This window comes from Qipengyuania aquimaris (assembly GCF_009827445.1).
Taxonomy (GTDB): Bacteria; Pseudomonadota; Alphaproteobacteria; order Sphingomonadales; family Sphingomonadaceae; genus Qipengyuania; species Qipengyuania aquimaris.
Window position 1 is genome coordinate 715,316 of the sequence record NZ_WTYI01000001.1, and the last position, 19,959, is coordinate 735,274.

The window sequence follows — 19,959 nt, forward strand, 5'->3', positions numbered from 1 at the left end:
GGGAGAGAAAATTGCGCGTTTTGACCTTTGCCACGGCCCTGGCGCTCGGCACCTGCCTTGCAGCGCCTGCGCTAGCCGACGATCACACCACTACAACACAGGCGGCCCCCATGGACCTGACCTTCGAACGCGTTTTTGCCTCTCCCTCGCTCGATGGCCCCGCACCGCGCCAGGCGAAGCTTTCGCCGGACGGGCGCTACCTGACCTTGCTGCGCAACCGCGAAGACGACCGCGAGCGCTACGATCTGTGGGCCTATGACCGCGAGAAAGACGATTGGTCGATGCTGGTCGACAGCGAGAAGCTGTCTTCGGGCCGCGAATTGTCAGAGGACGAAAAGATGCAGCGCGAACGCGCGCGCGTCGGCAGCCTCAAGGGCATCATCAGTTACGAATGGACGTCGAACGGCAAGGCACTGCTGGTGCCGCTGGACGGCGATCTCTATCTCGCAGGGCTCGATGGTGAAGTCGTTCGCGTCACCGATACCGAGGAGAGCGAGCTCAATCCGACGCTGAGCCCGCACGGCAACTTCATCTCCTTCGTGCGTGACCGCCAGCTGTGGGTTGGCCCGGTGATAGGCGAACATGCGCCGGTCACGCCGAAGGAAGGCGAAGCGATCCGTTGGGGCGAGGCGGAATTCGTCGCGCAGGAGGAAATGGGCAGGCTCACCGGATACTGGTGGTCGCCCGATGAGAACCGTATCGCAGTCCAGCGCTTCGACGAAAGCGGCGTGGGCATCGTCACCCGCGCGGCCATCGGCGCGACCGGCACCAAGGTATTCGACCAGCGCTATCCCGTTGCCGGCAGCGCCAATGCCGTGGTCGAATTGTTCCTGATGGATCCGGACGGTCAGAACCGCGTGAAGGTGGACCTGGGCGATGATCCGGATATCTACCTCGCCAGGGTCGATTGGGCAGGCAACGAACTTTACGTCCAGCGCCAAAACCGGGAGCAGACCAAGCTCGATCTGCTGAAGGTCGATCCGGCCACCGGTGAAAGCGAAGTCGTGTTCACCGAGAACGCCGCAGTTGACGATTACTGGATCAACCTGTCGGACGACTACAAATGGCTGGATGACGGCAGCCTGATCTGGTGGTCGGAACGCGACGGATATGGCCATCTTTATCGCTACGCCGAAGGAAACTGGCAGCAGCTGACAAGCGGCGACTGGGTGGTGACGAAGCTGCTCGGCGTCGACCAGGCGCAGGGCCGCCTCTATTTCCAAGGGACGAAGGACGATGTCCTGGCGCAGCAGATCTATAGGTTCGATCTTGCCGACCCGTCGGAGGTCACGCGCCTGACCGACCTGTCCTACGTCAATTCCGGCACCATGGATAACAAGGCGCAGACGCTGCTTGTGACGCGCTCGAACGATGACCGCCCGCCGCAAAGCTATCTCGCGGATGCAGAGGGGACGCGTCTCGCCTGGATCGAGCAGAACGAGCTTGATGGTGATCATCCCTATGCGCCTTTTCTCGCCAGCCACAGGCCCACGCAATATGGCGTGCTTCCGGCCGAGGACGGCACGCTGCTCTATTGGGAAATGGTCGCGCCCGACCTTGAGCCGGGCAAGAAGTATCCGGTCTATTTCTACCATTATGGCGGACCTGGCCCGCAGATTGTTACGAAAGGCTGGAATGGCGCGCTGCGCCAGGCAATCGTCGACAAAGGCTATATCTGGTTCGCTCTCGACAACCGCGGCAGCGCCAATCGCGGGGTGAAGTTCGAACAACCGATCTACCGGGCCATGGGCGGCGTCGAAGTACGCGACCAGAAGGCGGGGGCAGAATTCCTCACCCAGTTCGATTTTGTCGATCCCGACAAGATTGCGATCGATGGCTGGTCCTATGGCGGTTACATGACATTGAAGCAGCTTCAGGCCGACCCGGGTCTGTATGCCGCCGGTATCTCTGGTGCACCGGTCACGCGGTGGGAATTGTACGACACGCATTATACCGAGCGTTACATGGGTACGCCGCAGGACGACGCGGAGGCTTACGAGGCCGCTTCGGCCATTCCTGACGCGACGAAGATCACGGATCCCATGCTGCTGATTCACGGGATGGCGGACGACAACGTCGTGTTCGAAAATGCGACCGAACTGATCTCCGCGATGCAGGAAGGCAATGTGCCGTTCCAGATGATGCTCTACCCCGGCTACACGCACCGCGTTTCGGGCGAGCAGATCTCACCGCATCGCTACAACACCGTGTTCCGCTTTCTGGAGCACCACGGAGTCACCCCGCCGGAGTGACGCTTTGCCGCCCGCAATCGAATGTGCGCTTGCGGGCGCGCCGGCAATCGCTATCTCGGCGGCAGATTGATTTTGGAGAAGTGATTTGGGCTATCGTGTTGCCGTAGTCGGCGCGACTGGAAATGTCGGACGCGAAATGATGATGGTGCTGGCCGAGCGCGGGTTCCCCTGCGACGAGGTGGCGGCCGTTGCCTCCAGCCGCTCGCACGGCACCGAGGTCGAATTCGGCGACACCGGCAAGATGCTCAAGTGCAAGAACATCGAGCATTTCGACTGGGCCGGCTGGGACATCGCCCTGTTCGCCGCCGGTAGCGGTCCGGCGAAGGAGTACGCGCCCAAAGCTGCTGCAGCGGGTTGCATCGTGATAGACAACAGCTCGCTTTACCGGATGGACCCGGACGTGCCGCTGATCGTGCCGGAAGTGAACCCGGAAGCGATCCACGACTATTCCAAGAAGAACATCATCGCGAATCCCAACTGCTCGACCGCGCAACTGGTTGTCGCGCTCAAGCCCTTGCACGACGCAGCGACGATCAAGCGCGTCGTCGTCTCCACCTACCAGTCGGTTTCCGGCGCGGGCAAGGCGGGCATGGATGAGCTGTTCGAACAGAGCCGCAATATCTTCGTTGGGGACTCTGTCGAACCGGTGAAGTTCACCAAGCAGATCGCCTTCAACGTGATCCCGCACATCGATGTCTTCCTGGACGATGGTTCGACCAAGGAAGAATGGAAGATGGTGGTCGAGACCAAGAAGATCCTCGACCCGAAGATCAAGCTGTCGGCCACTTGCGTGCGCGTGCCGGTCTTCGTCGGCCATTCCGAAGCGGTGAACATCGAATTCGAGAACGAGCTTTCGGCGGAACAGGCGCAGGACATCCTGCGCGAAGCACCGGGCTGCATGCTCGTCGATAAGCGCGAAGATGGCGGCTACACCACGCCTGTCGAAGCGGCCGGCGACAGCGCCACCTACATCAGCCGGGTGCGCGAAGACGCCACGGTTGAGAACGGCCTTGTCCTGTGGTGCGTATCCGACAACCTTCGCAAGGGCGCGGCACTCAACGCAGTGCAGATCGCCGAATTGCTCGGTCGCGAGGTCCTGAAGAAGGGATGATCAGAGCGGCTTCTCTTGCGGCGCTACCGATCGTCATTAGCCTTGCAGCTTGTAGTGAGGAACCTGCCCCCGAACCCGCGGAAATGCAGGTGGTCGACCGGTTTGAGGACGCGCGCATCGTCGTCAATGCCAACGGATTGGCCGCGGCAAGCGACAAGGGTGCTATGGTCATGCGGTTCGGCTCGCCTCGTGCGGAGGTCGACGCCATGGCTGAAAGCGCCTGGGGCGAGGCTGGCGAAAAATCGCGGCAGGAAGAATGTGGTGCAGGCGCTATGGATTTCACCTCTTACGGCCCGCTGCAAATCGCTTACCAGGATGATCGCTTTGCGGGATGGTTCGTGCGTGAGGGCGAGGGCGTCGTCACGTCGGATGGCATCCGGACAGGCGCGACACTTGAAGCGTTGAAATCAGAACGTCAGGTGCGCGAGATCGACAGCACCTTACCCGGCGAATTCGAATATACGACCGGTGATTTCGGCACGATCAGGGGTTTCGCGGAGGACGGGACGATAACGGCCCTACAGGCCGGATTGAGCTGCTTCTTCCGCTGAGGCTACGCGTCTGTATAAGGCAGGCATGACCCTTACCGCAGAGCTCTATTTCAGCTTTCGTTCGCCCTACAGCTATCTTTCGGTCGGTCGTTACCGCGCGATGACCGAAGAGTTCGATCTCAAGATCGCGCTAAGGCCCGTCTACCCGCTTGCGATCCGGCAGCCAGATTTCTTCGAACGCAACCACCCGAACTGGCTCGGCTACACCATGCGGGACATGATCCGCGTGGCTCAATTCCACGACATTCCCTTCGGCGCGCCGCGGCCCGATCCCATTATCCAGGACATGGCGACGCGGCAGATCGCCGACGACCAGCCTTATATTCGCCGCGTGACGCGCATGGGGCAGGCCGCTGCCCGACGCGGTGCCGGGCTGGTTTTCGCAGCCGAAGCGGGCCGGTTGATCTGGGGCGGGCAGGAGAACTGGCACGAAGGCGGACACCTCGACCGCGCGCTGGAGGCAGCCGGACTGGGGGTCGAGGAAATTATCGCCGAGGTGCAGGGCGATGCAAAGACGCTGGACGCCGAGATTGCCGCCAACCAGGAAGCGCTCGAAGCCGCCGGCCACTGGGGTGTGCCCACGCTAGTCTTCGACGGAGAGCCTTTCTTCGGGCAGGACCGTATCGAAATGGTCAAATGGCGGATGGAGCAGAAGGGGTTGGAAAAGCGGTGAAGGGAGAATTGACCGGCGGGTGCTTGTGCGGCTCGGTGCGCTATGTGCTCAAGGAAGGCATGCGGCTTGCGCCATATGCCTGCCATTGCACCGACTGCCAGAAGCGGACCGGCACGGCGTTTTCGGAACACATGCTGTTCGCGGAGAAAGATATCGAGGTCGAAGGTGCGCTCGATACTGCGGAATATACGCAACCTTCCGGCGCGAAATCTACGATTTATGGATGTGGGACCTGCAAGGCTAGGATCTACGCGGTAAACGACCGCCGGGCCGGCTTCGCCAGCTTGCGGTGCGGAACACTGGACGTCAGCAGCGACATCGTCCCCGCGGCACATGTCTGGGTGAAGAGCAAGCAACCGTGGATCTTGATCCCGAAGGATAGCAAGACGATGGAAACGCAGCCGTCCTCTACGGAAGAATGGGTCTCGCTGGTGGGGCTGGCATGAGCGCCGAACATTTCGAAAGCTTCGACGGTACTCGGCTGGCCATTCACCGTGTCGGCGAGGGCAAACCGCTGGTCTTGCTCCATGGCCTGTTTTCAAGCGCGCAGATGAACTGGATCAAGTTCGGGCATGCCGAGGAGATCGCCTCGCGTGGGTACGAGGTCATCATGCTCGATTTTCGGGTCCATGGTGACAGCGAAGCCCCGGAGGAGCCGGAGAGGTATCCGCTAAACGTCCTCGTGCGGGATGTGGCGGCGCTTGTCGATCATCTAGGGCTCGAGGTCTATGACCTCGGCGGATTTTCTCTGGGGGCGCGGACATCGCTGCATGGCGTGGCGCATGGAATCCTGTCGCCAGAGCGGGTGATCGTGGGAGGCATGGGCACGGCGGGTCTTGGCGAATGGGGCAAGCGCAGCGCATTCTTCAAGCGCTTGATCGATGAGTTCGACACGATCGAGCGCGGTGACCCGGCGTATTTTTCGATGCAGTTCCTGAAGTCGCAAGGCGTGAATCGCACCGCGGCGCGGCTCTTGCTCGACACGATGCCGGATCTCGATCTCGCGATGCTGGACAATGTCTCCATGCCGACGCTGGTCGTGTGCGGTGACGAGGACCGCGATAACGGCTCCGCAGAAGCGCTGGCCGAACTTTTGCCGAATGCCGAATATGCCGAAGTCCCGGGTACCCACATGGGAAGCGTTACCAAGCCCGATCTCGGACGGGCGATGGCCGACTGGCTGGATCGGACCGCGTGAATCTGCTTGTCCGTTACTGGTGGATCATCTGGCTCCTCGGCCTGCTGGTGTTTGCCCTGTTGCGTATCCCGCACGGGCCCTTGGCAATCCCCGAGGTTCCCGGCGGCATATTCGATCACCAGGCTGCGGGTAGTGCAGCCGAAGTCAACCGCATCCAGCAGGCGTGGGGCGATGCGGGCCTGCTCGGTCACGCGCAATGGGGGATGATCGGCGATTTCCTCTTCATCGGGCTCTACGGCATCGGTGCGACCTTGGGCGGCATGGCCTTGCGTCGTTCATTTCCCACTGCGGGAATGGTTGTTGCTGCAGCGGGCGGGATTTTCCTTGTCACCGATTACGCTGAGACGATCGCGCAATTCATCCAACTGACTTCTATGCAAGGGGATGACGGGCTCGCTCGGCTCGCCGCAACTATGCAACCTATCAAGATGGTCGCGTTTGGCGTGAGCTTCCTCGGCATATTGGCCTTGCTTGTCGTTCGTCGAATGAGAAACCGAGCGGGTTGATAAAGCCTCCAGACAGGTGCAATCCGGTGACATACGAAACCGGATTACCCTGTTCGAGAGGATACACATGAAATTCGCACCCGTAGCGCTGTCCGCGCTCGCCATTTCGCTTGCTGCCTGCACCACCGCAAATGCGGAGCCGATGCCTTCCGCACCGCTCGCGCCGGTGGCAGATGCCGATCCTTATCCGATGACGCCGACAGGGGCGGCTGCATGGGTCGACATGGTCGAAAAGGACCTCTTCGATTTCGGCGTCGAATACGCGCGCGTTGCCTGGCTCAACTCAACGTATATCGTTCACGACAGCGATATGCTCGCTGCGAAATACGGGGCCGAAGCGACCCAGAAATCGGTCGCTTATGCGAACAAGGCGGCCGAATATGCACGGGTCGCCGGCCTCGATCCCGAAGTCGCTCGCAAGCTCGATATCCTGCGCAACGGCATCGTCATGCCCGCTCCGGTCCGCGATGGCGCCGCAACCGAACTCTCCGACATCGCGACGCGCCTTGGTTCCGCCTATGGCAAGGGCAAGGGCACGCTGAACGGAGAGGAGATCAACGGCTCCGATATCGAAGCCGAGATGGGCAACCTCGAACGCACTCCCGAAGAACTCGCCGAAATGTGGGCCAGCTGGCACGACAATGTCGGCGCGCCGATGCGCAGCGACTACCTGCGCATGATCGGTATTGCCAACGAGGGTTCGAAGGAGCTTGGCTTCAACGACCTGGGCGCAATGTGGCGCTCCAATTACGACATGGATCCCGACCAGTTCGCCGCCGAGACGGAACGGATGTGGCAGGAAGTGAAGCCGCTCTACATGGCGCTGCACACCTATGTCCGCTCCAAGCTCAACGAGAAGTATGGCGACGCCGTGCAGCCCGCGACCGGACCCATTCGCGCCGACCTGCTCGGCAATATGTGGGCGCAGGAATGGGGCAATATCTACCCGCTCGTCGCTCCCGAGGGCGCCGGTGACATCGGCTATGACCTGACTGAGCTCATCGAAGAAGACGGTATGGACGAGGTCCAGATGGTCCGCGTGGGCGAACAGTTCTTCTCTTCGCTCGGCTTCGAACCGCTTCCGGAAACCTTCTGGGAGCGCAGCCAGTTCACCAAGCCGCGTGACCGCGAAGTGGTCTGCCACGCCAGCGCCTGGGACGTGGACAATGTCGACGACCTGCGCATCAAGATGTGCATCAAGCGCAATGCCGACGACTTCAAGGTCATCCACCACGAGCTTGGTCACAATTACTACCAGCGTGCCTACAACCAGCAGGATTACCTGCATCTCAACGGCGCGAACGACGGCTTCCACGAAGCGATCGGCGACATGATCGCGCTGTCGATTACGCCCGAATACCTGGTGCAAATCGACATGCTTGATCGTGCAGACGTGCCGAGCGCGGACAAGGACATTGGCCTGCTGCTGCGCGAGGCGATGGACAAGGTGGCCTTCCTGCCCTTCGGCCTGATGGTCGACCGTTATCGCTGGGGCCTGTTCGACGGGTCGATCCCCGCCGAAGGCCTCAACGCCGGCTGGAACGACCTGCGCCTCGAATACCAGGGCATTACGCCCCCGGTGGCGCGCGATGAGACGAAGTTCGACGCGGGCGCGAAGTACCACATCCCGGGCAACGTGCCTTACACGCGTTACTTCCTCGCGCGGATCCTGCAGTTCCAGTTCTACAAAGCTGCGTGCGACCAGGCTGGCTGGGAAGGGCCACTTCACCGCTGCTCGTTCTATGGCAATGAGGAAGTGGGCAAGAACCTCAACGCCATGCTGGAAATGGGCGCAAGCAAGCCGTGGCCCGATGCTCTGGAAGCCTTCACCGGCGAGCGGCAGATGTCCGGCAAGGCAATGGTCGAGTATTTCGCACCTTTGATGGCTTGGCTGGAAGAGCAGAACCAGGGCAAGCCGCAGGGATGGTAAGAATGCGGATCGCGGCGCTCCTCCCCATCCTGCTCGCGTCTTGCGCGCCGGTGGCGGAGGACGGGCCGCGTGCCGTATCTGACAGTCATGCAGATGGCGCGCTGTTCGTGGCGGGCAAGTTCGGCAACACGCTGGCCAAGATCGACCTTGCCAGCGGGACCGAGGTTGCGCGGGTGGACAGCTGCGCCAACCCGCACGAACTGGCGACGTCACCCGACGGCAAACACGTGGCACTCGCGTGCTATGGCGGAACCAGTGTCGACATTTTTCGGACCAGCGACCTCGGCCGCGTGAAGTCGGTGGAGCTTGGTGAAAGCGCACGTCCGCACGGGATCGTATGGCACCCGAACGGCGATCTCTACGCAACCGCCGAGGGGCGGCAGTCAGTCTTCTGGATCCGCTCCCCGATGGGCGAGCACGAGACGTTCGAATATTCGACAGGGAAGGTAGGCAGCCACATGGTTGCCGTCTCGCCCGATGCGCGTCACGCCTGGACGACCGATCTCGGCTCGAAGACAGTCACGCTGGTCGATTTGAAGACCCGCCGCGCCCCGCTCTCGGTCGAAGTGGGTGAGGAACCAGAAGGCATTGCGCTAAGCCCCGATGGCGAGACGCTGTGGGTCTCCGCACGCGGCTCCAACAAGGCTTTCGCGCTTGATCCCATGTCCCTCGCGATCCGCAAGGAGGTCGATACCGGACGCTTCCCGTTGCGTATTGCTGTCCGTCCGCAAGGTGACTTCGCGGTGACCAGCGACCTTGCCGATGGCGGTCTGTCGGTGATCGATACCGCGACCGGAGACGTCGTGCGCACTATTCCTGTATCCAGTCCCGAAGAAGCGCAGATGCGCTTTCAGGTCACGATCCTGTGGTCGCCCGACGGGGAACGGCTTTACGCCGCAGAGACACGTTCGGACACAATCGCGGAAGTCGATTTCGCTAGCGGAGAGGTCTTGCGCCGCCTACCGGGTGACGGAGGCGGAGACGGACTGGCGATCATCGAATGAGCGATAAGAAGATTTTGCCCGTGGTGGGGTGGCGGGAGCTGGTACACCTTCCCGAGCTTGGTCTGCGGGGTATTCCCGCGAAAATCGATACCGGAGCGCGCACGTCGTCCTTGCACGGCGTGGTGCTTGACGAGTTCGAACGTGACGGAGAGAAATACGTCCGTTTCGCCGTCGACTTCGAAAAGCCCCATGTGCGTCAGATATGCGAGGCTGTTCATGTCGATATCCGCGGGATCACCAGTTCCAACGGCGAGACGCAGTATCGTTATGTCATCAAGACGCCATTGAAGATCGGCGACATCAGGTTTCGTGCGGAAATCAGCCTGGCCGACCGGTCGGACATGAAATTCCCGATGCTGATCGGCCGCTCGTCCCTGCGTCGTAGATTTGTCGTGGATTCAGGATATTCCTGGCTCCAGACGCCCGAAATGAAGGTCAAGAAAGGCCACAAGCCATGAAAATCGCCATGCTTGCGCGCAATCCCAATCTCTATTCGCACAAGCGCCTCAAGCAGGCGGCGGAAGAGCGCGGGCACGAGCTCGATATCCTCAATACGACGCGCTGCACCGTGCACATCGCGAGCCACCGGCCCGAGGTGTATTACAACGGCGAGGCTTGCGTCGGCTATGATGCTGTCATCCCGCGCATCGGCGCCTCTATCACGAATTACGGTCTCGCAATCCTGCGCCAGTTCGAAATGCGCGGATGCTGGCCGCTCAACGAAAGCGTCGCCATCGGCCGCAGCCGCGACAAGCTGCGCTCCATGCAAATTCTCGCCAAGCACGGCCTTGGCCTGCCGCTGACAGCCTATGCCAATGATCCGAAGCAGGCCGAGGAGATCATCAAGGCGGTGAAAGGCCCACCCGTGGTCATCAAGCTACTGGAAGGCACCCAGGGCATTGGCGTCGTGCTTGCCGAAACCATGTCTTCGGCCAAGTCGGTGATTGAGGCCTTCCGCGGGGCCAATGTGAACATCCTCGTCCAGGAATTCATAAAGGAAGCTGGCGGTATGGACATTCGCGCGCTGGTCGTCGGCGGCAAGGTCGTTGCTGCGATGAAACGTACCGGCGCTGCCGACGATTTCCGTAGTAACCTCCACCGTGGCGGCAGTGCGCAGCTTATCAAGATTACACCGGAAGAACGCTCGACCGCCGTACGCGCGGCCAAGCACATGGGCCTGAATGTGTGCGGCGTGGACATGCTGCGCAGTAACCACGGCCCGGTGATCATGGAGGTCAATTCTTCACCTGGCCTCGAAGGCATCGAAAACGCCACTGGCAAGGACATCGCCGGGATGATCATCGACTACATGGCGGCCAACGCAAAGGTCGGGAAGACCAAGACAAAGGGTAAGGGTTAGAACGAATATGAGGGAATGGTTTGTAAGCGTCGCTGCGGTCGCGGCTATGACCGGTTTTCCTGTCAGTGCTCAATCAAGTGACTTGGTTCGCGCGAGCGATCCTGCTGACATGGTGACGACTTTAAGAGAAGCAGGCTACGATCCGGAATTGACCGAAGACGGCGTCGGCGATCCGATGATCAAATTGACCCTTTCGGGCTACCGGGCGTCGATCCTCTTCTACAATTGTTAGGACCACAAGGATTGCCAGTCGATCCAGTTCTCCGCCGGTTTCGACCGGGACGAACCGGTAACTCGGAAGCCGCCCTCAAGATGAGCAACGATTATCGCTATATGGCGGTGCGGCTGGACGAAGAGGGCGATCCTTACATTCGCTGGGACGTAGAGGTCGGTGATGGCCTGCCGAAGCCACTGTTCCTTCGCTCAGTCTTACGTTTTACTGAAAGCATGGATACAGCAGCAAGCGTCGTTTTCGCCGAGTAGACCAGAATTGGCGCCAGCGGGCACTGGCCAGAGGAAGGCAGCGAGAACGGGGCTGGTTGCTTTTACTGTTATAATACGGCAATACGGTTTCACTGGAGATCGAGATGCCTGATCAGGATTACGGAGCAATCGCGCGTTGGACGGGTGCAGCCCTGTTTACTGCGCTGGCGATCGGAATTGCCAATGCCACGGTGGTGTCGCCCGGGATTGATATCAACTTGTCCGCCAATGTGTCTGACGTATCGACAAGAATGCTGGAAGCCGAACAAAGTCTGCGGGCACGCGGCTGGCTGCTTACGGCTATTTTCTTTGCCGAGTTGCTGGTGGTTTTAGGGCTGTTCCATCTGACGCGCGATGCGAGTCGGTTTGGCGCAGGATTCGCAACTTTGGCTGGCGTGGTGGCTTCCACATTAGCGCTTTGGGGGGCGGTCAATGCATTTAATGCCGCCGAAGTCGCCAGCGGCAACCTGCCTGCGAGTACCGATCCGGGCGGTCTAGCGGCGATTCAAGCGATCACAAACTATTCGAGCTTTCATCTCGCGCTCGTCATGTCGAGCATATCCAACGCCGTCTTCTACCGGTTATTCCTTACCAATCGCAGGCTTCCAGCATGGATTGCCGGTTTCGGCTTATTTGCTTCGGTTGTCGTCGCGATAGCCATTGTTGCGAGAGACTTCGTGCCGCCTTTGACATCTTCGCTAGTCACCAATGCGTTTATGGCTTGCAACTTGATAGCGCTTGTCCTGACGGCAGCTTATCTTCTCATTGGCTCTCGCGAAGTTGTTGCAAAACCTTCCGTGCTCACCTGAACGGCGGCTCGTTGAAGGCGCGCAGCTTGCGGCTGTGCAGTTTCGGGCCTTCCTGCCTCAACAAGTCGCATGCCGTCACACCGATCTGCAAGTGGGCAGCGATGGCTTCCTCGTAGAACTTGTTCGCCTGGCCGGGCAGCTTGATCTCGCCATGGAGCGGCTTGTCCGAAACGCATAGCAGCGTGCCGTAAGGGACGCGGAATCGGTAGCCCTGGGCCGAGATGGTCGCGCTTTCCATGTCGATACCGACGGCGCGGCTGAGGCTCAGGCGCTTTGCCGACTGGGTATAGCGCAGCTCCCAGTTACGATCGTCGGTGGTGACTACGGTGCCGGTACGCATGCGCTTCTTGAGGTCGCTGCCATGCTCGCCGGAGACAGCCTCCGCCGCTTCGGCCAGCGCCTGCTGGACCTCCGCGATGGCGGGAAGCGGGATTTCCGGCGGGAGGACCGGGTCGAGCACGTGATCGTCGCGCAGATATGCATGGGCAAGCACGTAGTCGCCGATCTTCTGGCTGGGGCGCAGACCGCCGCAGTGGCCGATCATCAGCCATGCTTCGGGGCGCATCACCGCCAGGTGATCGCAGATCGTCTTCGCGTTGGACGGACCAACGCCAATGTTCACCAGCGTGATGCCGCCGCCGTTCTTGCCGACAAGGTGGTAGGCGGGCATCTGGTGGCGACGCCACGCGGTATCGGACAATTGGCCGCGCGCATTGTCGGTCGCTTCGGTAATCATCAGACCACCGGCACCAGCAAGCGCGGTGTAGCCGTTCTTGCCAAGCTGCGATCCTGCCCAGTCGACGAACTCGTCCACATAGCGGTGGTAGTTGGTGAACAGGATGAACCGCTGGAAATGCTGCGGATCTGTTCCGGTGTAATGCGCGAGCCTGGCAAGGCTGAAGTCCGTGCGCAGGCCGTCGAATAGCGACAGCGGGATGGGATCGTCGGGATTGTCCAGCTCGATGCCGTCGGCCAGCTCGTCGCCGATATCGGCGAGGTCGGTGGAGGGGAAATGGCGGGCGATCTCATTGGGGTCGATACCCGCCAGTACCGCGCCTGCTTCACCATCGAGGACGTAGGGGAAGGGGATTTCCTGACGTGAGGAGCCGACCTCCACCTCGATCTCGTAATTCGATCCGATCAGTTCGAGCTGTTCGCGCAGGTAATTGCGGAAGAGGCTAGGGCGGGTGACCGTCGTTGCATAGAGCCCGGGCATGTTCAGCCGGCCAAATGCGCGGTTGGAACCGTCGGGCATCTGGCCGCCACGAAACAGCAGGCGGAGTTCGGGATAGGCGTAACTGCCGTCCTTGCGGCGTTCGGCGGCGGGCAGTTCGCGGGTCTTGCCGAAAGCGATCACATCTTCCCGCAGGCGAGTGATCGCCGCGTCATAGACGGTTTCGAGCTTGTCGAGGATCTGGTCGATTGATTCCATGGCTGGATTTTCTCCTGGCTTCTTGTTGTTTTGATGACACCTCCTGCCACAGGAAGGGGCCTGTTACAAAAAGGGCGCGGAGACCGAAGTCGCCGCGCCCTGTTTGTTCGAGGTCGATGGGCTTACGCGTCGTCGCCTTCCGGCTTGGTCGCTTCGATGAGGGCTTCGCTTTCGCTGGTGCCTTCTTCGGTGCTGACGCCATCTTCGAGCATGTCGGCGGGGATTTCACCCGGCTCGAGGCCCGTGTCGATGCGGTTGGCTTCGGCCTGCTCTTCGATTTCGCGCTGTTCTTCTTCGAACATCTGCGCGAGCACGTCGACGCCCTGGCTCTGCAGTTCGGCTTCGTCGTCCGAACGGGCGACGTTCGCCTTCACGGTGACGGAAACCTCGGGGTGGAGGTCGATGCGCACGTCATGCATGCCGATCGTCTTGATCGGGTTGCCCATGATGACCTGCTTCTTGTCGATCTCGTGACCCTTGTCGGAAAGGCCGTTCACGATGTCGCGAACGTTGACCGAACCGTACAGCTGGCCTGCGTTCGAAGCGGCGCGGATCAGCACGACTTCGACGCCGTCCACCTTTTCACCGGCCTTTTCGGCTTCGGCGCGGCGTTCGGCGTTTTCCTTCTCGAGGCGTTCGCGGTTGGCTTCGAAGACCTTCTTGTTCGCAGCGTTGGCACGAAGGGCCTTCTTCTGCGGAAGGAGGAAGTTACGCGCATAGCCGTCCTTCACGGTGACGACGTCACCGATCGTGCCGAGCTTTTCGATGCGCTGGAGGAGAATGATATCCATGGTCTCTGCTCCTTACTTCACGATGTACGGAAGCAGGCCGATGTGGCGTGCGCGCTTGATCGCCTTGGCGAGTTCACGCTGCTTCTTCGCGCTGACGGCGGTGATGCGGCTGGGTACGATCTTGCCACGCTCGGACATGAAGCCCTGGAGGAGGCGAACGTCCTTGTAGTCGATCGCTGGGGCATTCTTGCCGGCGAACGGGCAAGACTTGCGGCGGCGGAAAAACGGACGGGCCATCAGTTACGCTCCTCGCGTTCGCGGCGCTTCTTGGAATCGCGCTCGTTCTTGCGCATCATCACCGACGGACCTTCTTCGTGTTCGTCGACACGGATGGTCATGTAACGGATGACGTCTTCGTTGATGCGCGTCTGGCGTTCGAGTTCTGCAACAACGGAGCCGGGGCCCTCGATGTTGAGCATTACGAAATGCGCCTTGCGGTTGCGGTCGATCTTGTATGCGAGGCTCTTAAGGCCCCAGGTTTCGGTCTTGGTGACCTTGCCTTCGTTCTTTTCGACGATTTCGGTCGCCGTGGCTGCGAGCTGGTCAACCTGAGCCTGGCTCAGGTCCTGTCGCGCCAAGAAAACATGCTCGTAGAGAGCCATGCTCTTGTCCTTTCAATTGTCGGCCGATCGCTGGCTGATCCGCGGGATTGCGGGGCCCCTCCGGCTTTCTTCTTTCCTTCGCCCGGAAGCGAGGGATGCGCGCACATAGCCGGATTCTGCGCGAATGCAAGGCAAACTGTCCCCTTGCGCAGGTGGAACGTGCAAGGCAGGGGGCCGTTGGCAGTGGAAACACAGGAGATTTTGCGTGCCCGGCGGACTTGTAGCGCTTTTGGACGACGTTTCGGTAATTGCCCGCACAGCTGCCGCATCGGTGGACGACATCACTGTCGCTGCCAGTAGGGCCGGCACCAAGACTGCCGGAGTGGTGATCGACGATGCGGCCGTAACGCCATCGTACGTCACGGGTCTGAGCCCGGCTCGCGAGCTTCCGATCATTTGGAAAATCACGAAAGGATCGCTCAAGAACAAGTTGCTGATCCTTTTGCCAGGCGCCTTGATACTCAGCTGGCTCCTGCCCTCGGCGATCATCTTCATCCTGATGCTGGGCGGGGCCTACCTCTCCTATGAAGGTGCCGAAAAGGTAATGGAGAAGCTGGGCGGCGAGAAGCACGGCAAGACGCTCGAGGACGAGATCAACGATCCCGTAGCCTTTGAAAAACAGCGCGTTGCGGGCGCCATCCGTACCGACCTTATCCTTTCTGCCGAGATCATGGCGATCACTCTCAATGAAGTGGCTTCGGAAGATTTCATCGTGCGAGCCGGTGTGCTGGCAGTCGTCGGCATCGCGGTTACACTGTTCGTGTATGGCGCGGTGGCGATTATCGTGAAGCTGGACGACATTGGTCTCCATCTTTCCGAACGCAAATCGCAAGCTGCGGAGAAATTCGGACACTTTCTGGTGCGCTCGGTTCCCTACATCCTCAAGGCACTCTCGTTCATCGGCACGATCGCGATGCTGTGGGTAGGTGGGGGAATTATCCTCCATGGCCTGCACGAGCTTGGTCTGCACGGCCCCTCGGATTGGGCGCATGGTGTGCAGCACGCCGTTGAAACGGTCACCGGAGGTTTGTCGGGCCTTCTTGGCTGGGCCACCTATGCCGCGATTTCCGCGCTGGTAGGGCTTGGCTTGGGCTTCGTGATCGCGATCCTGCTGCACAAGGCCTTGAAGATGGGCCATGGCATGGGCGAGGGCGCCGAGGCCCACTAAGTCCTCACGACAATCGCTGGAATATCTTCCGGGCAAAGTCGCTCAGCGTATCGTCGCGCGCGCCCATCACTACGATTCGGTCGCCTGGGCGCGCGAGCGACACCAGGCGGTCCTCGACATCCTTGCGCGACGGCACGTGTTCGGCCCTTGCGCCGCCCTCAGCGATGAGTTTCACGATCCGCTCGCTCCCCTCCCTGCGGTCCACCGTCCCGCCGAAATAGACGGGGTCAGAAAAGATTACGCGGTCGTCTGCGCCCATGACGTCGACGAAGGTCTGGGCCAATTCGGCACCCATCTGGCGCAATGGGCCATATCCGTGGGGCTGGAAGAAGGCGAGCAAGCGGCCGTCGTGGGACTTCAACGTCTTTAGCGTGGCTGCGCACTTCTCCGGATTGTGTCCGAAGTCGTCGATGACGGTGATGGCCGCGTGCGTCGTGCCCACAATGTCGAAACGCCGGGCCAGTCCGTCGAAACCGGCCAGCGCCTGGACGGATTCTGCAACCGGCACACCAGCTGCTGCCGCGCCGGCAATCGCCGCGAGGGCGTTCGAGAGATTGTGGCGACCGGGCATGTTCAATCGCAGCGCGTGCTGGCTGCCGTCATGCCGGTCTACGACCATGGCGGCCTGCCGGACAGGCCCCTCAGCGATGCTACCCGCTTCGATCCCGATCTGTGCCTTCTCCTGATCGATACCGAAGGTGAGGGCTTCCTTGGCGTGGGGAAGCAGGGCGAGGGCTTCCGGATCATCCGCGTTGATCACCGAGATGCGACTGCGCGACAGATAATCGCCGAACAGTTGGCGCAATTCCTCCATGCTCTTGTGATCGAGAGAGACGTTGAGCAGGATCCCGACGGCCGGCTTGTAGAGCGCGATCGAGCCATCGCTCTCGTCGACTTCGCTGACATAGAGGCTCTGCGAGCCGACGACCGAACTGGCGAACGGGCGCTGGGGCGAGACGAAGTTCTTCATCACCGCGCCATTCATCACCGTAGGTGCGCGGCCGGTCGCCTCCAGAATCCATCCGAGCATGCCGGTAACGGTCGATTTGCCGCTTGTCCCTGCCACCGCCAATCCGGCGCCGCTGGTGTTGAAGAGGATAGAATTGAGTTCGGCACGCGTCAGGCGCAGGCAATCAAGTTTGTTCGCCATCCTGATTTCCGGAACAGTGTCCTCGATCGCAGCGGATGCGACGACGATCTGCTCGTTAGAGACGATCCCGCTGCCGTCCTGGGGATGCAGTTCGAAACCTTGCTTTTCGAGGGCAGCGAATTTCTTTGGAGTGCGTCCCTGGTCGAAGCTGCGATCGGATCCTGCTACCTTGCAGCCGCGCCCCTTGAGGATCTGCGCAAGCGGCAGCATGCCTGATCCGCCGATGCCGACGAAAAAGAACGGGCGGGCGAATAGTTCGTCGGGGCTGGGGAAGTCGCTCATTCCAGCCTCGCTATGCAGTTGCAGCCGCCAAGACAAGCAGGCATGACCGCAGATGTGCACCGTCCAATCCGAAAAGTGGCCATTTGCGCCCCCGCGACCCCGCTCAAGCGCGAATATGCGCAGGCCGCAGGCAGGCTCGCGAGCGACGAATTTCCTGAACTAGCATTACATTTCCACGAGCAGTGCTTCGTCGAGGAAGGGCACTTCGCAGGCTCCGATGACAGGCGTTTGGCGGCCCTGCTCGATTGTGCGAACGACGCCAGCAACGATGCGGTGTGGTTTGCCAAGGGCGGATATGGCTCAAACCGGATCGCCGCTCAATTTCTCGAAAAGGCTGGTGATGCCGCGAAGAACAAGCTTTTCTTGGGCTATTCCGACTGCGGGACGCTACTGGGCGCACTTTATCGGGCCGGGATCGGTACCCCGATTCATGCGCCCATGCCAGTCGATATCAAACGCGAGGGCGGCGAGGCGGCCATTCGCCGCGTCCTCGCCTATATGTCGGGAAATCCGGACGGACTCGAGCCTTCGCTTACCGATAGACCGGTCGCTGCGTTCAATCTCTATACGCTTGCCATGCTGGTCGGCACTCCGTTCATGCCCGACCTTACAGGCCACGAAATCCTCATCGAAGAGGTCGGCGAGTACGAGTACGCCATCGACCGCCTGCTCTTCCATGTGACGGCCCAGATCGGTGACATTGCGGGAATCAGGCTGGGCGAAGTTACGGCGGTTCCCGAAAACGATCGGCCGTTCGGGGCGAGCGCGCAGGAAATCGTGGAAGACTGGTGCCGCCGTAGCGGCATTCCCTACCTCGGCCGGGCGGAGGTCGGGCATTCGTCTGCCAACAAGATCGTGCCTTTCGGTCTTGAGGGACGGACCTTGCGCGCCTAAGCGCCGCTCCCAACAGGAGAGAAACATGACAGCATTCATTTTCCCCGGTCAGGGAAGCCAGAAGGTCGGCATGGGAACGGAACTGGCCGATGCCAGCACCCACGCACGCGAAGTCTTCGAGGAAGTGGACGACGCGCTGAACCAGAAACTGTCTTCCGTCATGCGGGACGGCCCGGAAGGCGAGCTGACGCTGACGTCGAACGCGCAGCCGGCCATCATGGCCAATTCGATCGCCACTCTGCGCGTCCTGGAAAAGGAATTCGGCGTCATTCTGGCGGACAACGCCACCTGCGTAGCGGGCCATTCGCTGGGTGAATACTCCGCACTGTGTGCCGCCGGCGCGTTCGGCCTTGCCGAGACCGCGAAGCTGCTGCGCCTGCGCGGCATCGCGATGCAGGATGCCGTGCCGATCGGTGTCGGCGCCATGGCTGCTCTTCTCGGTGCCGACATCGAGAAAGCCACTGCACTGGCAGAAGCGGCGGCCGAGGGGCAGGTGTGCGAAGTCGCCAATGACAACGATCCGACGCAGGTCGTGATTTCCGGTCACGCAGAAGCCATCGATCGCGCAATCGAACTGGCGAAAGAGCACGGGATCAAGCGCGGTATCAAACTGCCGGTATCCGCGCCCTTCCACTGCTCGTTGATGGAACCCGCCGCACAGCGCATGAAGCTGGCGCTGGAAGAGACATCGCCCTCGGCTTTCTCTGTGCCTCTGTTCGCAAATGTGACGGCGTCGCGTGTCACGGACCCCGCCGAAGAGCAGCGCCTGCTGGTCGAGCAGGTAACGGGCCGCGTTCGCTGGCGCGAAAGCGTGCTCGCCATGCGTGAGGCGGGCGTCGAACGCTTCGTCGAGCTCGGCGGCAAGGTGCTCGGACCGATGGTCGGCCGCATCGACAAGGAGGCGACCACGATCAGCCTCGCAACCATGGAAGATCTCGAGAATTTCGCGAAGGAGAACGCATGATGTTTAGCCTCGAAGGCAAGACCGCACTCGTTACCGGCGCCAGCGGCGGCATCGGTTCGTCCATCGCCTATGCCCTGGCGCGCCAGGGTGCGCGCCTGGCGCTGTCGGGTTCCAACGGCGACAAGCTGCGCGCCTTTCGCGAACAGCTGAATGCGGACACCGGCGGCGATCATGTCGAGATCACGTGCAACCTTTCCGACACCACGCAGGTGGAAGAACTCATTCCGGCGACCGTCGACACGCTGGGCAAGATGGACATCCTCGTCAACAATGCCGGGATCACGCGCGACAATCTGACGATGCGTATGAAGGACGAGGAGTGGGACGAGGTGATCCGCATCAACCTCGAAGCCAGTTTCCGTCTCATGCGCGCCAGTGCGCGTCCGATGATGAAAGCCAGGGGCGGCCGCATCATCTCGATCACCAGCGTCGTGGGCCATACCGGCAACCCCGGGCAGATGAACTATGTCGCTGCAAAAGCCGGCCTCACTGGCATGAGCAAGAGCCTCGCCCAGGAACTCGCCAGTCGCAATATCACCGTCAATTGCGTCGCGCCGGGCTTCATCCGCACGGCGATGACCGATGCACTTACCGACGACCAGAAGGCCGCCATCAATGGCCGGATCCCGATGGGCAGGATGGGCGAGGGCGACGAGATCGGCTCGGCCGTGGCCTATCTCGCCAGCGACGAGGCTGCCTATGTCACCGGCCAGACGCTGCACGTGAATGGCGGCATGGCGATGATGGGCTAAATACCCCTTTATCCCCAAGGAATCGATCAGGGGGCGGGTTCCGGACG

The 19,959-nt window shown here is 61.0% G+C and carries 23 protein-coding genes; 18 read left to right on the forward strand and 5 right to left on the reverse strand.

The window, feature by feature from the left end:
• The first annotated feature begins 11 nt into the window (after positions 1-11).
• The 14 genes from GRI34_RS03535 to GRI34_RS03600 all read left to right on the forward strand — a co-directional run bounded on the left by GRI34_RS03535 (position 12) and on the right by GRI34_RS03600 (position 11,877).
• A complete protein-coding gene (locus GRI34_RS03535; protein ID WP_234028142.1) occupies positions 12-2,252 on the forward strand; it encodes a S9 family peptidase in 2,241 nt (746 codons plus the stop codon).
• An 85-nt stretch (positions 2,253-2,337) separates the two neighbouring features.
• Positions 2,338-3,363: an aspartate-semialdehyde dehydrogenase gene (locus GRI34_RS03540; RefSeq protein ID WP_160594755.1), complete on the forward strand. Its 1,026-nt coding sequence runs from the start codon at positions 2,338-2,340 to the stop codon at positions 3,361-3,363.
• Positions 3,360-3,914, forward strand: a complete 555-nt coding sequence (locus tag GRI34_RS03545; RefSeq protein WP_160594756.1) for a hypothetical protein — start codon at positions 3,360-3,362, stop codon at positions 3,912-3,914. The genes GRI34_RS03540 and GRI34_RS03545 overlap by 4 nt, the downstream gene beginning before the upstream one ends.
• A gap of 25 nt (positions 3,915-3,939) precedes the next feature.
• The gene (locus GRI34_RS03550) at positions 3,940-4,587 is read left to right on the forward strand and encodes a 2-hydroxychromene-2-carboxylate isomerase (RefSeq protein ID WP_160594757.1); all 648 of its coding nucleotides are present in this window, start codon (positions 3,940-3,942) and stop codon (positions 4,585-4,587) included.
• Positions 4,584-5,033, forward strand: a complete 450-nt coding sequence (locus tag GRI34_RS03555; RefSeq protein WP_160594758.1) for a GFA family protein — start codon at positions 4,584-4,586, stop codon at positions 5,031-5,033. Before GRI34_RS03550 ends, GRI34_RS03555 begins: the two co-directional genes overlap by 4 nt.
• Positions 5,030-5,785 carry an alpha/beta fold hydrolase gene (locus GRI34_RS03560; RefSeq protein WP_160594759.1) on the forward strand — a complete coding sequence of 252 codons (756 nt, stop codon included), beginning with the start codon at positions 5,030-5,032 and terminating at the stop codon, positions 5,783-5,785. Before GRI34_RS03555 ends, GRI34_RS03560 begins: the two co-directional genes overlap by 4 nt.
• A complete protein-coding gene (locus GRI34_RS03565; protein ID WP_160594760.1) occupies positions 5,782-6,291 on the forward strand; it encodes a hypothetical protein in 510 nt (169 codons plus the stop codon). The genes GRI34_RS03560 and GRI34_RS03565 overlap by 4 nt, the downstream gene beginning before the upstream one ends.
• A 67-nt stretch (positions 6,292-6,358) precedes the next feature.
• Positions 6,359-8,221 carry a M2 family metallopeptidase gene (locus GRI34_RS03570; RefSeq protein WP_160594761.1) on the forward strand — a complete coding sequence of 621 codons (1,863 nt, stop codon included), beginning with the start codon at positions 6,359-6,361 and terminating at the stop codon, positions 8,219-8,221.
• A gap of 2 nt (positions 8,222-8,223) precedes the next feature.
• Entirely contained in the window at positions 8,224-9,225 is a 1,002-nt protein-coding gene (locus GRI34_RS03575; RefSeq protein ID WP_160594762.1) for a YncE family protein, read from the forward strand.
• Positions 9,222-9,683: an ATP-dependent zinc protease family protein gene (locus tag GRI34_RS03580; RefSeq protein WP_160594763.1), complete on the forward strand. Its 462-nt coding sequence runs from the start codon at positions 9,222-9,224 to the stop codon at positions 9,681-9,683. Before GRI34_RS03575 ends, GRI34_RS03580 begins: the two co-directional genes overlap by 4 nt.
• On the forward strand, positions 9,680-10,585 hold the full coding sequence (rimK, locus tag GRI34_RS03585) for a 30S ribosomal protein S6--L-glutamate ligase (protein WP_160594764.1): 906 nt from the start codon (positions 9,680-9,682) through the stop codon (positions 10,583-10,585). Before GRI34_RS03580 ends, rimK begins: the two co-directional genes overlap by 4 nt.
• A gap of 7 nt (positions 10,586-10,592) precedes the next feature.
• Positions 10,593-10,817 carry a hypothetical protein gene (locus GRI34_RS03590; protein ID WP_160594765.1) on the forward strand — a complete coding sequence of 75 codons (225 nt, stop codon included), beginning with the start codon at positions 10,593-10,595 and terminating at the stop codon, positions 10,815-10,817.
• Between the two features lie 80 nt (positions 10,818-10,897).
• The gene (locus GRI34_RS03595) at positions 10,898-11,068 is read left to right on the forward strand and encodes a hypothetical protein (RefSeq protein WP_160594766.1); all 171 of its coding nucleotides are present in this window, start codon (positions 10,898-10,900) and stop codon (positions 11,066-11,068) included.
• A 104-nt stretch (positions 11,069-11,172) separates the two neighbouring features.
• Positions 11,173-11,877 carry a DUF4386 domain-containing protein gene (locus GRI34_RS03600; protein WP_160594767.1) on the forward strand — a complete coding sequence of 235 codons (705 nt, stop codon included), beginning with the start codon at positions 11,173-11,175 and terminating at the stop codon, positions 11,875-11,877.
• Here the strand turns inward: GRI34_RS03600 and GRI34_RS03605 are convergent.
• The 4 genes from GRI34_RS03605 to rpsF all read right to left on the reverse strand — a co-directional run bounded on the left by GRI34_RS03605 (position 11,870) and on the right by rpsF (position 14,702).
• Positions 11,870-13,309 carry an AMP nucleosidase gene (locus GRI34_RS03605; protein WP_160594768.1) on the reverse strand — a complete coding sequence of 480 codons (1,440 nt, stop codon included), beginning with the start codon at positions 13,307-13,309 and terminating at the stop codon, positions 11,870-11,872. The genes GRI34_RS03600 and GRI34_RS03605 overlap by 8 nt on opposite strands.
• Positions 13,310-13,431: 122 nt before the next feature.
• Positions 13,432-14,100 (reverse strand): 50S ribosomal protein L9, encoded by a 669-nt coding sequence (gene rplI, locus GRI34_RS03610; RefSeq protein WP_090479677.1) that lies wholly within the window; start codon positions 14,098-14,100, stop codon positions 13,432-13,434.
• 12 nt (positions 14,101-14,112) lie between these two features.
• The gene (rpsR, locus tag GRI34_RS03615) at positions 14,113-14,337 is read right to left on the reverse strand and encodes a 30S ribosomal protein S18 (RefSeq protein WP_090479673.1); all 225 of its coding nucleotides are present in this window, start codon (positions 14,335-14,337) and stop codon (positions 14,113-14,115) included.
• Positions 14,337-14,702, reverse strand: coding sequence for a 30S ribosomal protein S6 (gene rpsF, locus GRI34_RS03620; RefSeq protein WP_090479670.1), 366 nt, complete (start codon positions 14,700-14,702; stop codon positions 14,337-14,339). The genes rpsR and rpsF overlap by 1 nt, the downstream gene beginning before the upstream one ends.
• 205 nt (positions 14,703-14,907) lie before the next feature.
• Between rpsF and GRI34_RS03625 the strand changes: the two genes are divergently transcribed.
• Positions 14,908-15,870, forward strand: coding sequence for a DUF808 domain-containing protein (locus GRI34_RS03625; RefSeq protein ID WP_160594769.1), 963 nt, complete (start codon positions 14,908-14,910; stop codon positions 15,868-15,870).
• Positions 15,871-15,874: 4 nt separating this feature from the next.
• Here GRI34_RS03625 and GRI34_RS03630 read toward each other — a convergent pair whose 3' ends face one another.
• Complete coding sequence (locus GRI34_RS03630; protein ID WP_160594770.1) at positions 15,875-17,302, reverse strand: Mur ligase family protein; 1,428 nt, start codon at positions 17,300-17,302, stop codon at positions 15,875-15,877.
• A 66-nt stretch (positions 17,303-17,368) separates the two neighbouring features.
• Between GRI34_RS03630 and GRI34_RS03635 the strand changes: the two genes are divergently transcribed.
• The 3 genes from GRI34_RS03635 to fabG are packed head-to-tail and all read left to right on the forward strand — an operon-like array spanning position 17,369 to position 19,912.
• On the forward strand, positions 17,369-18,196 hold the full coding sequence (locus tag GRI34_RS03635; protein WP_325065225.1) for an LD-carboxypeptidase: 828 nt from the start codon (positions 17,369-17,371) through the stop codon (positions 18,194-18,196).
• A 25-nt stretch (positions 18,197-18,221) separates the two neighbouring features.
• Positions 18,222-19,160, forward strand: a complete 939-nt coding sequence (gene fabD / locus GRI34_RS03640; protein ID WP_160594772.1) for an ACP S-malonyltransferase — start codon at positions 18,222-18,224, stop codon at positions 19,158-19,160.
• A complete protein-coding gene (gene fabG, locus GRI34_RS03645) occupies positions 19,160-19,912 on the forward strand; it encodes a 3-oxoacyl-[acyl-carrier-protein] reductase (protein WP_160596377.1) in 753 nt (250 codons plus the stop codon). Before fabD ends, fabG begins: the two co-directional genes overlap by 1 nt.
• The last annotated feature ends 47 nt before the right edge of the window (positions 19,913-19,959 follow it).

Bases quoted from the DNA above. Each gene is read 5' to 3' on its own strand.
- GRI34_RS03545 (WP_160594756.1), top strand. From the start codon at position 3,360: ATGATCAGAGCGGCTTCTCTTGCGGCGCTACCGATCGTCATTAGCCTT.
- GRI34_RS03550 (WP_160594757.1), top strand. From the start codon at position 3,940: ATGACCCTTACCGCAGAGCTCTATTTCAGCTTTCGTTCGCCCTACAGC.
- GRI34_RS03560 (WP_160594759.1), top strand. From the start codon at position 5,030: ATGAGCGCCGAACATTTCGAAAGCTTCGACGGTACTCGGCTGGCCATT.
- GRI34_RS03570 (WP_160594761.1), top strand. From the start codon at position 6,359: ATGAAATTCGCACCCGTAGCGCTGTCCGCGCTCGCCATTTCGCTTGCT.
- GRI34_RS03575 (WP_160594762.1), top strand. From the start codon at position 8,224: ATGCGGATCGCGGCGCTCCTCCCCATCCTGCTCGCGTCTTGCGCGCCG.
- GRI34_RS03580 (WP_160594763.1), top strand. From the start codon at position 9,222: ATGAGCGATAAGAAGATTTTGCCCGTGGTGGGGTGGCGGGAGCTGGTA.
- rimK (WP_160594764.1), top strand. From the start codon at position 9,680: ATGAAAATCGCCATGCTTGCGCGCAATCCCAATCTCTATTCGCACAAG.
- GRI34_RS03590 (WP_160594765.1), top strand. From the start codon at position 10,593: ATGAGGGAATGGTTTGTAAGCGTCGCTGCGGTCGCGGCTATGACCGGT.
- GRI34_RS03595 (WP_160594766.1), top strand. From the start codon at position 10,898: ATGAGCAACGATTATCGCTATATGGCGGTGCGGCTGGACGAAGAGGGC.
- GRI34_RS03600 (WP_160594767.1), top strand. From the start codon at position 11,173: ATGCCTGATCAGGATTACGGAGCAATCGCGCGTTGGACGGGTGCAGCC.
- GRI34_RS03605 (WP_160594768.1), bottom strand. From the start codon at position 13,309: ATGGAATCAATCGACCAGATCCTCGACAAGCTCGAAACCGTCTATGAC.
- rplI (WP_090479677.1), bottom strand. From the start codon at position 14,100: ATGGATATCATTCTCCTCCAGCGCATCGAAAAGCTCGGCACGATCGGT.
- rpsR (WP_090479673.1), bottom strand. From the start codon at position 14,337: ATGGCCCGTCCGTTTTTCCGCCGCCGCAAGTCTTGCCCGTTCGCCGGC.
- rpsF (WP_090479670.1), bottom strand. From the start codon at position 14,702: ATGGCTCTCTACGAGCATGTTTTCTTGGCGCGACAGGACCTGAGCCAG.
- GRI34_RS03630 (WP_160594770.1), bottom strand. From the start codon at position 17,302: ATGAGCGACTTCCCCAGCCCCGACGAACTATTCGCCCGCCCGTTCTTT.
- fabD (WP_160594772.1), top strand. From the start codon at position 18,222: ATGACAGCATTCATTTTCCCCGGTCAGGGAAGCCAGAAGGTCGGCATG.
- fabG (WP_160596377.1), top strand. From the start codon at position 19,160: ATGTTTAGCCTCGAAGGCAAGACCGCACTCGTTACCGGCGCCAGCGGC.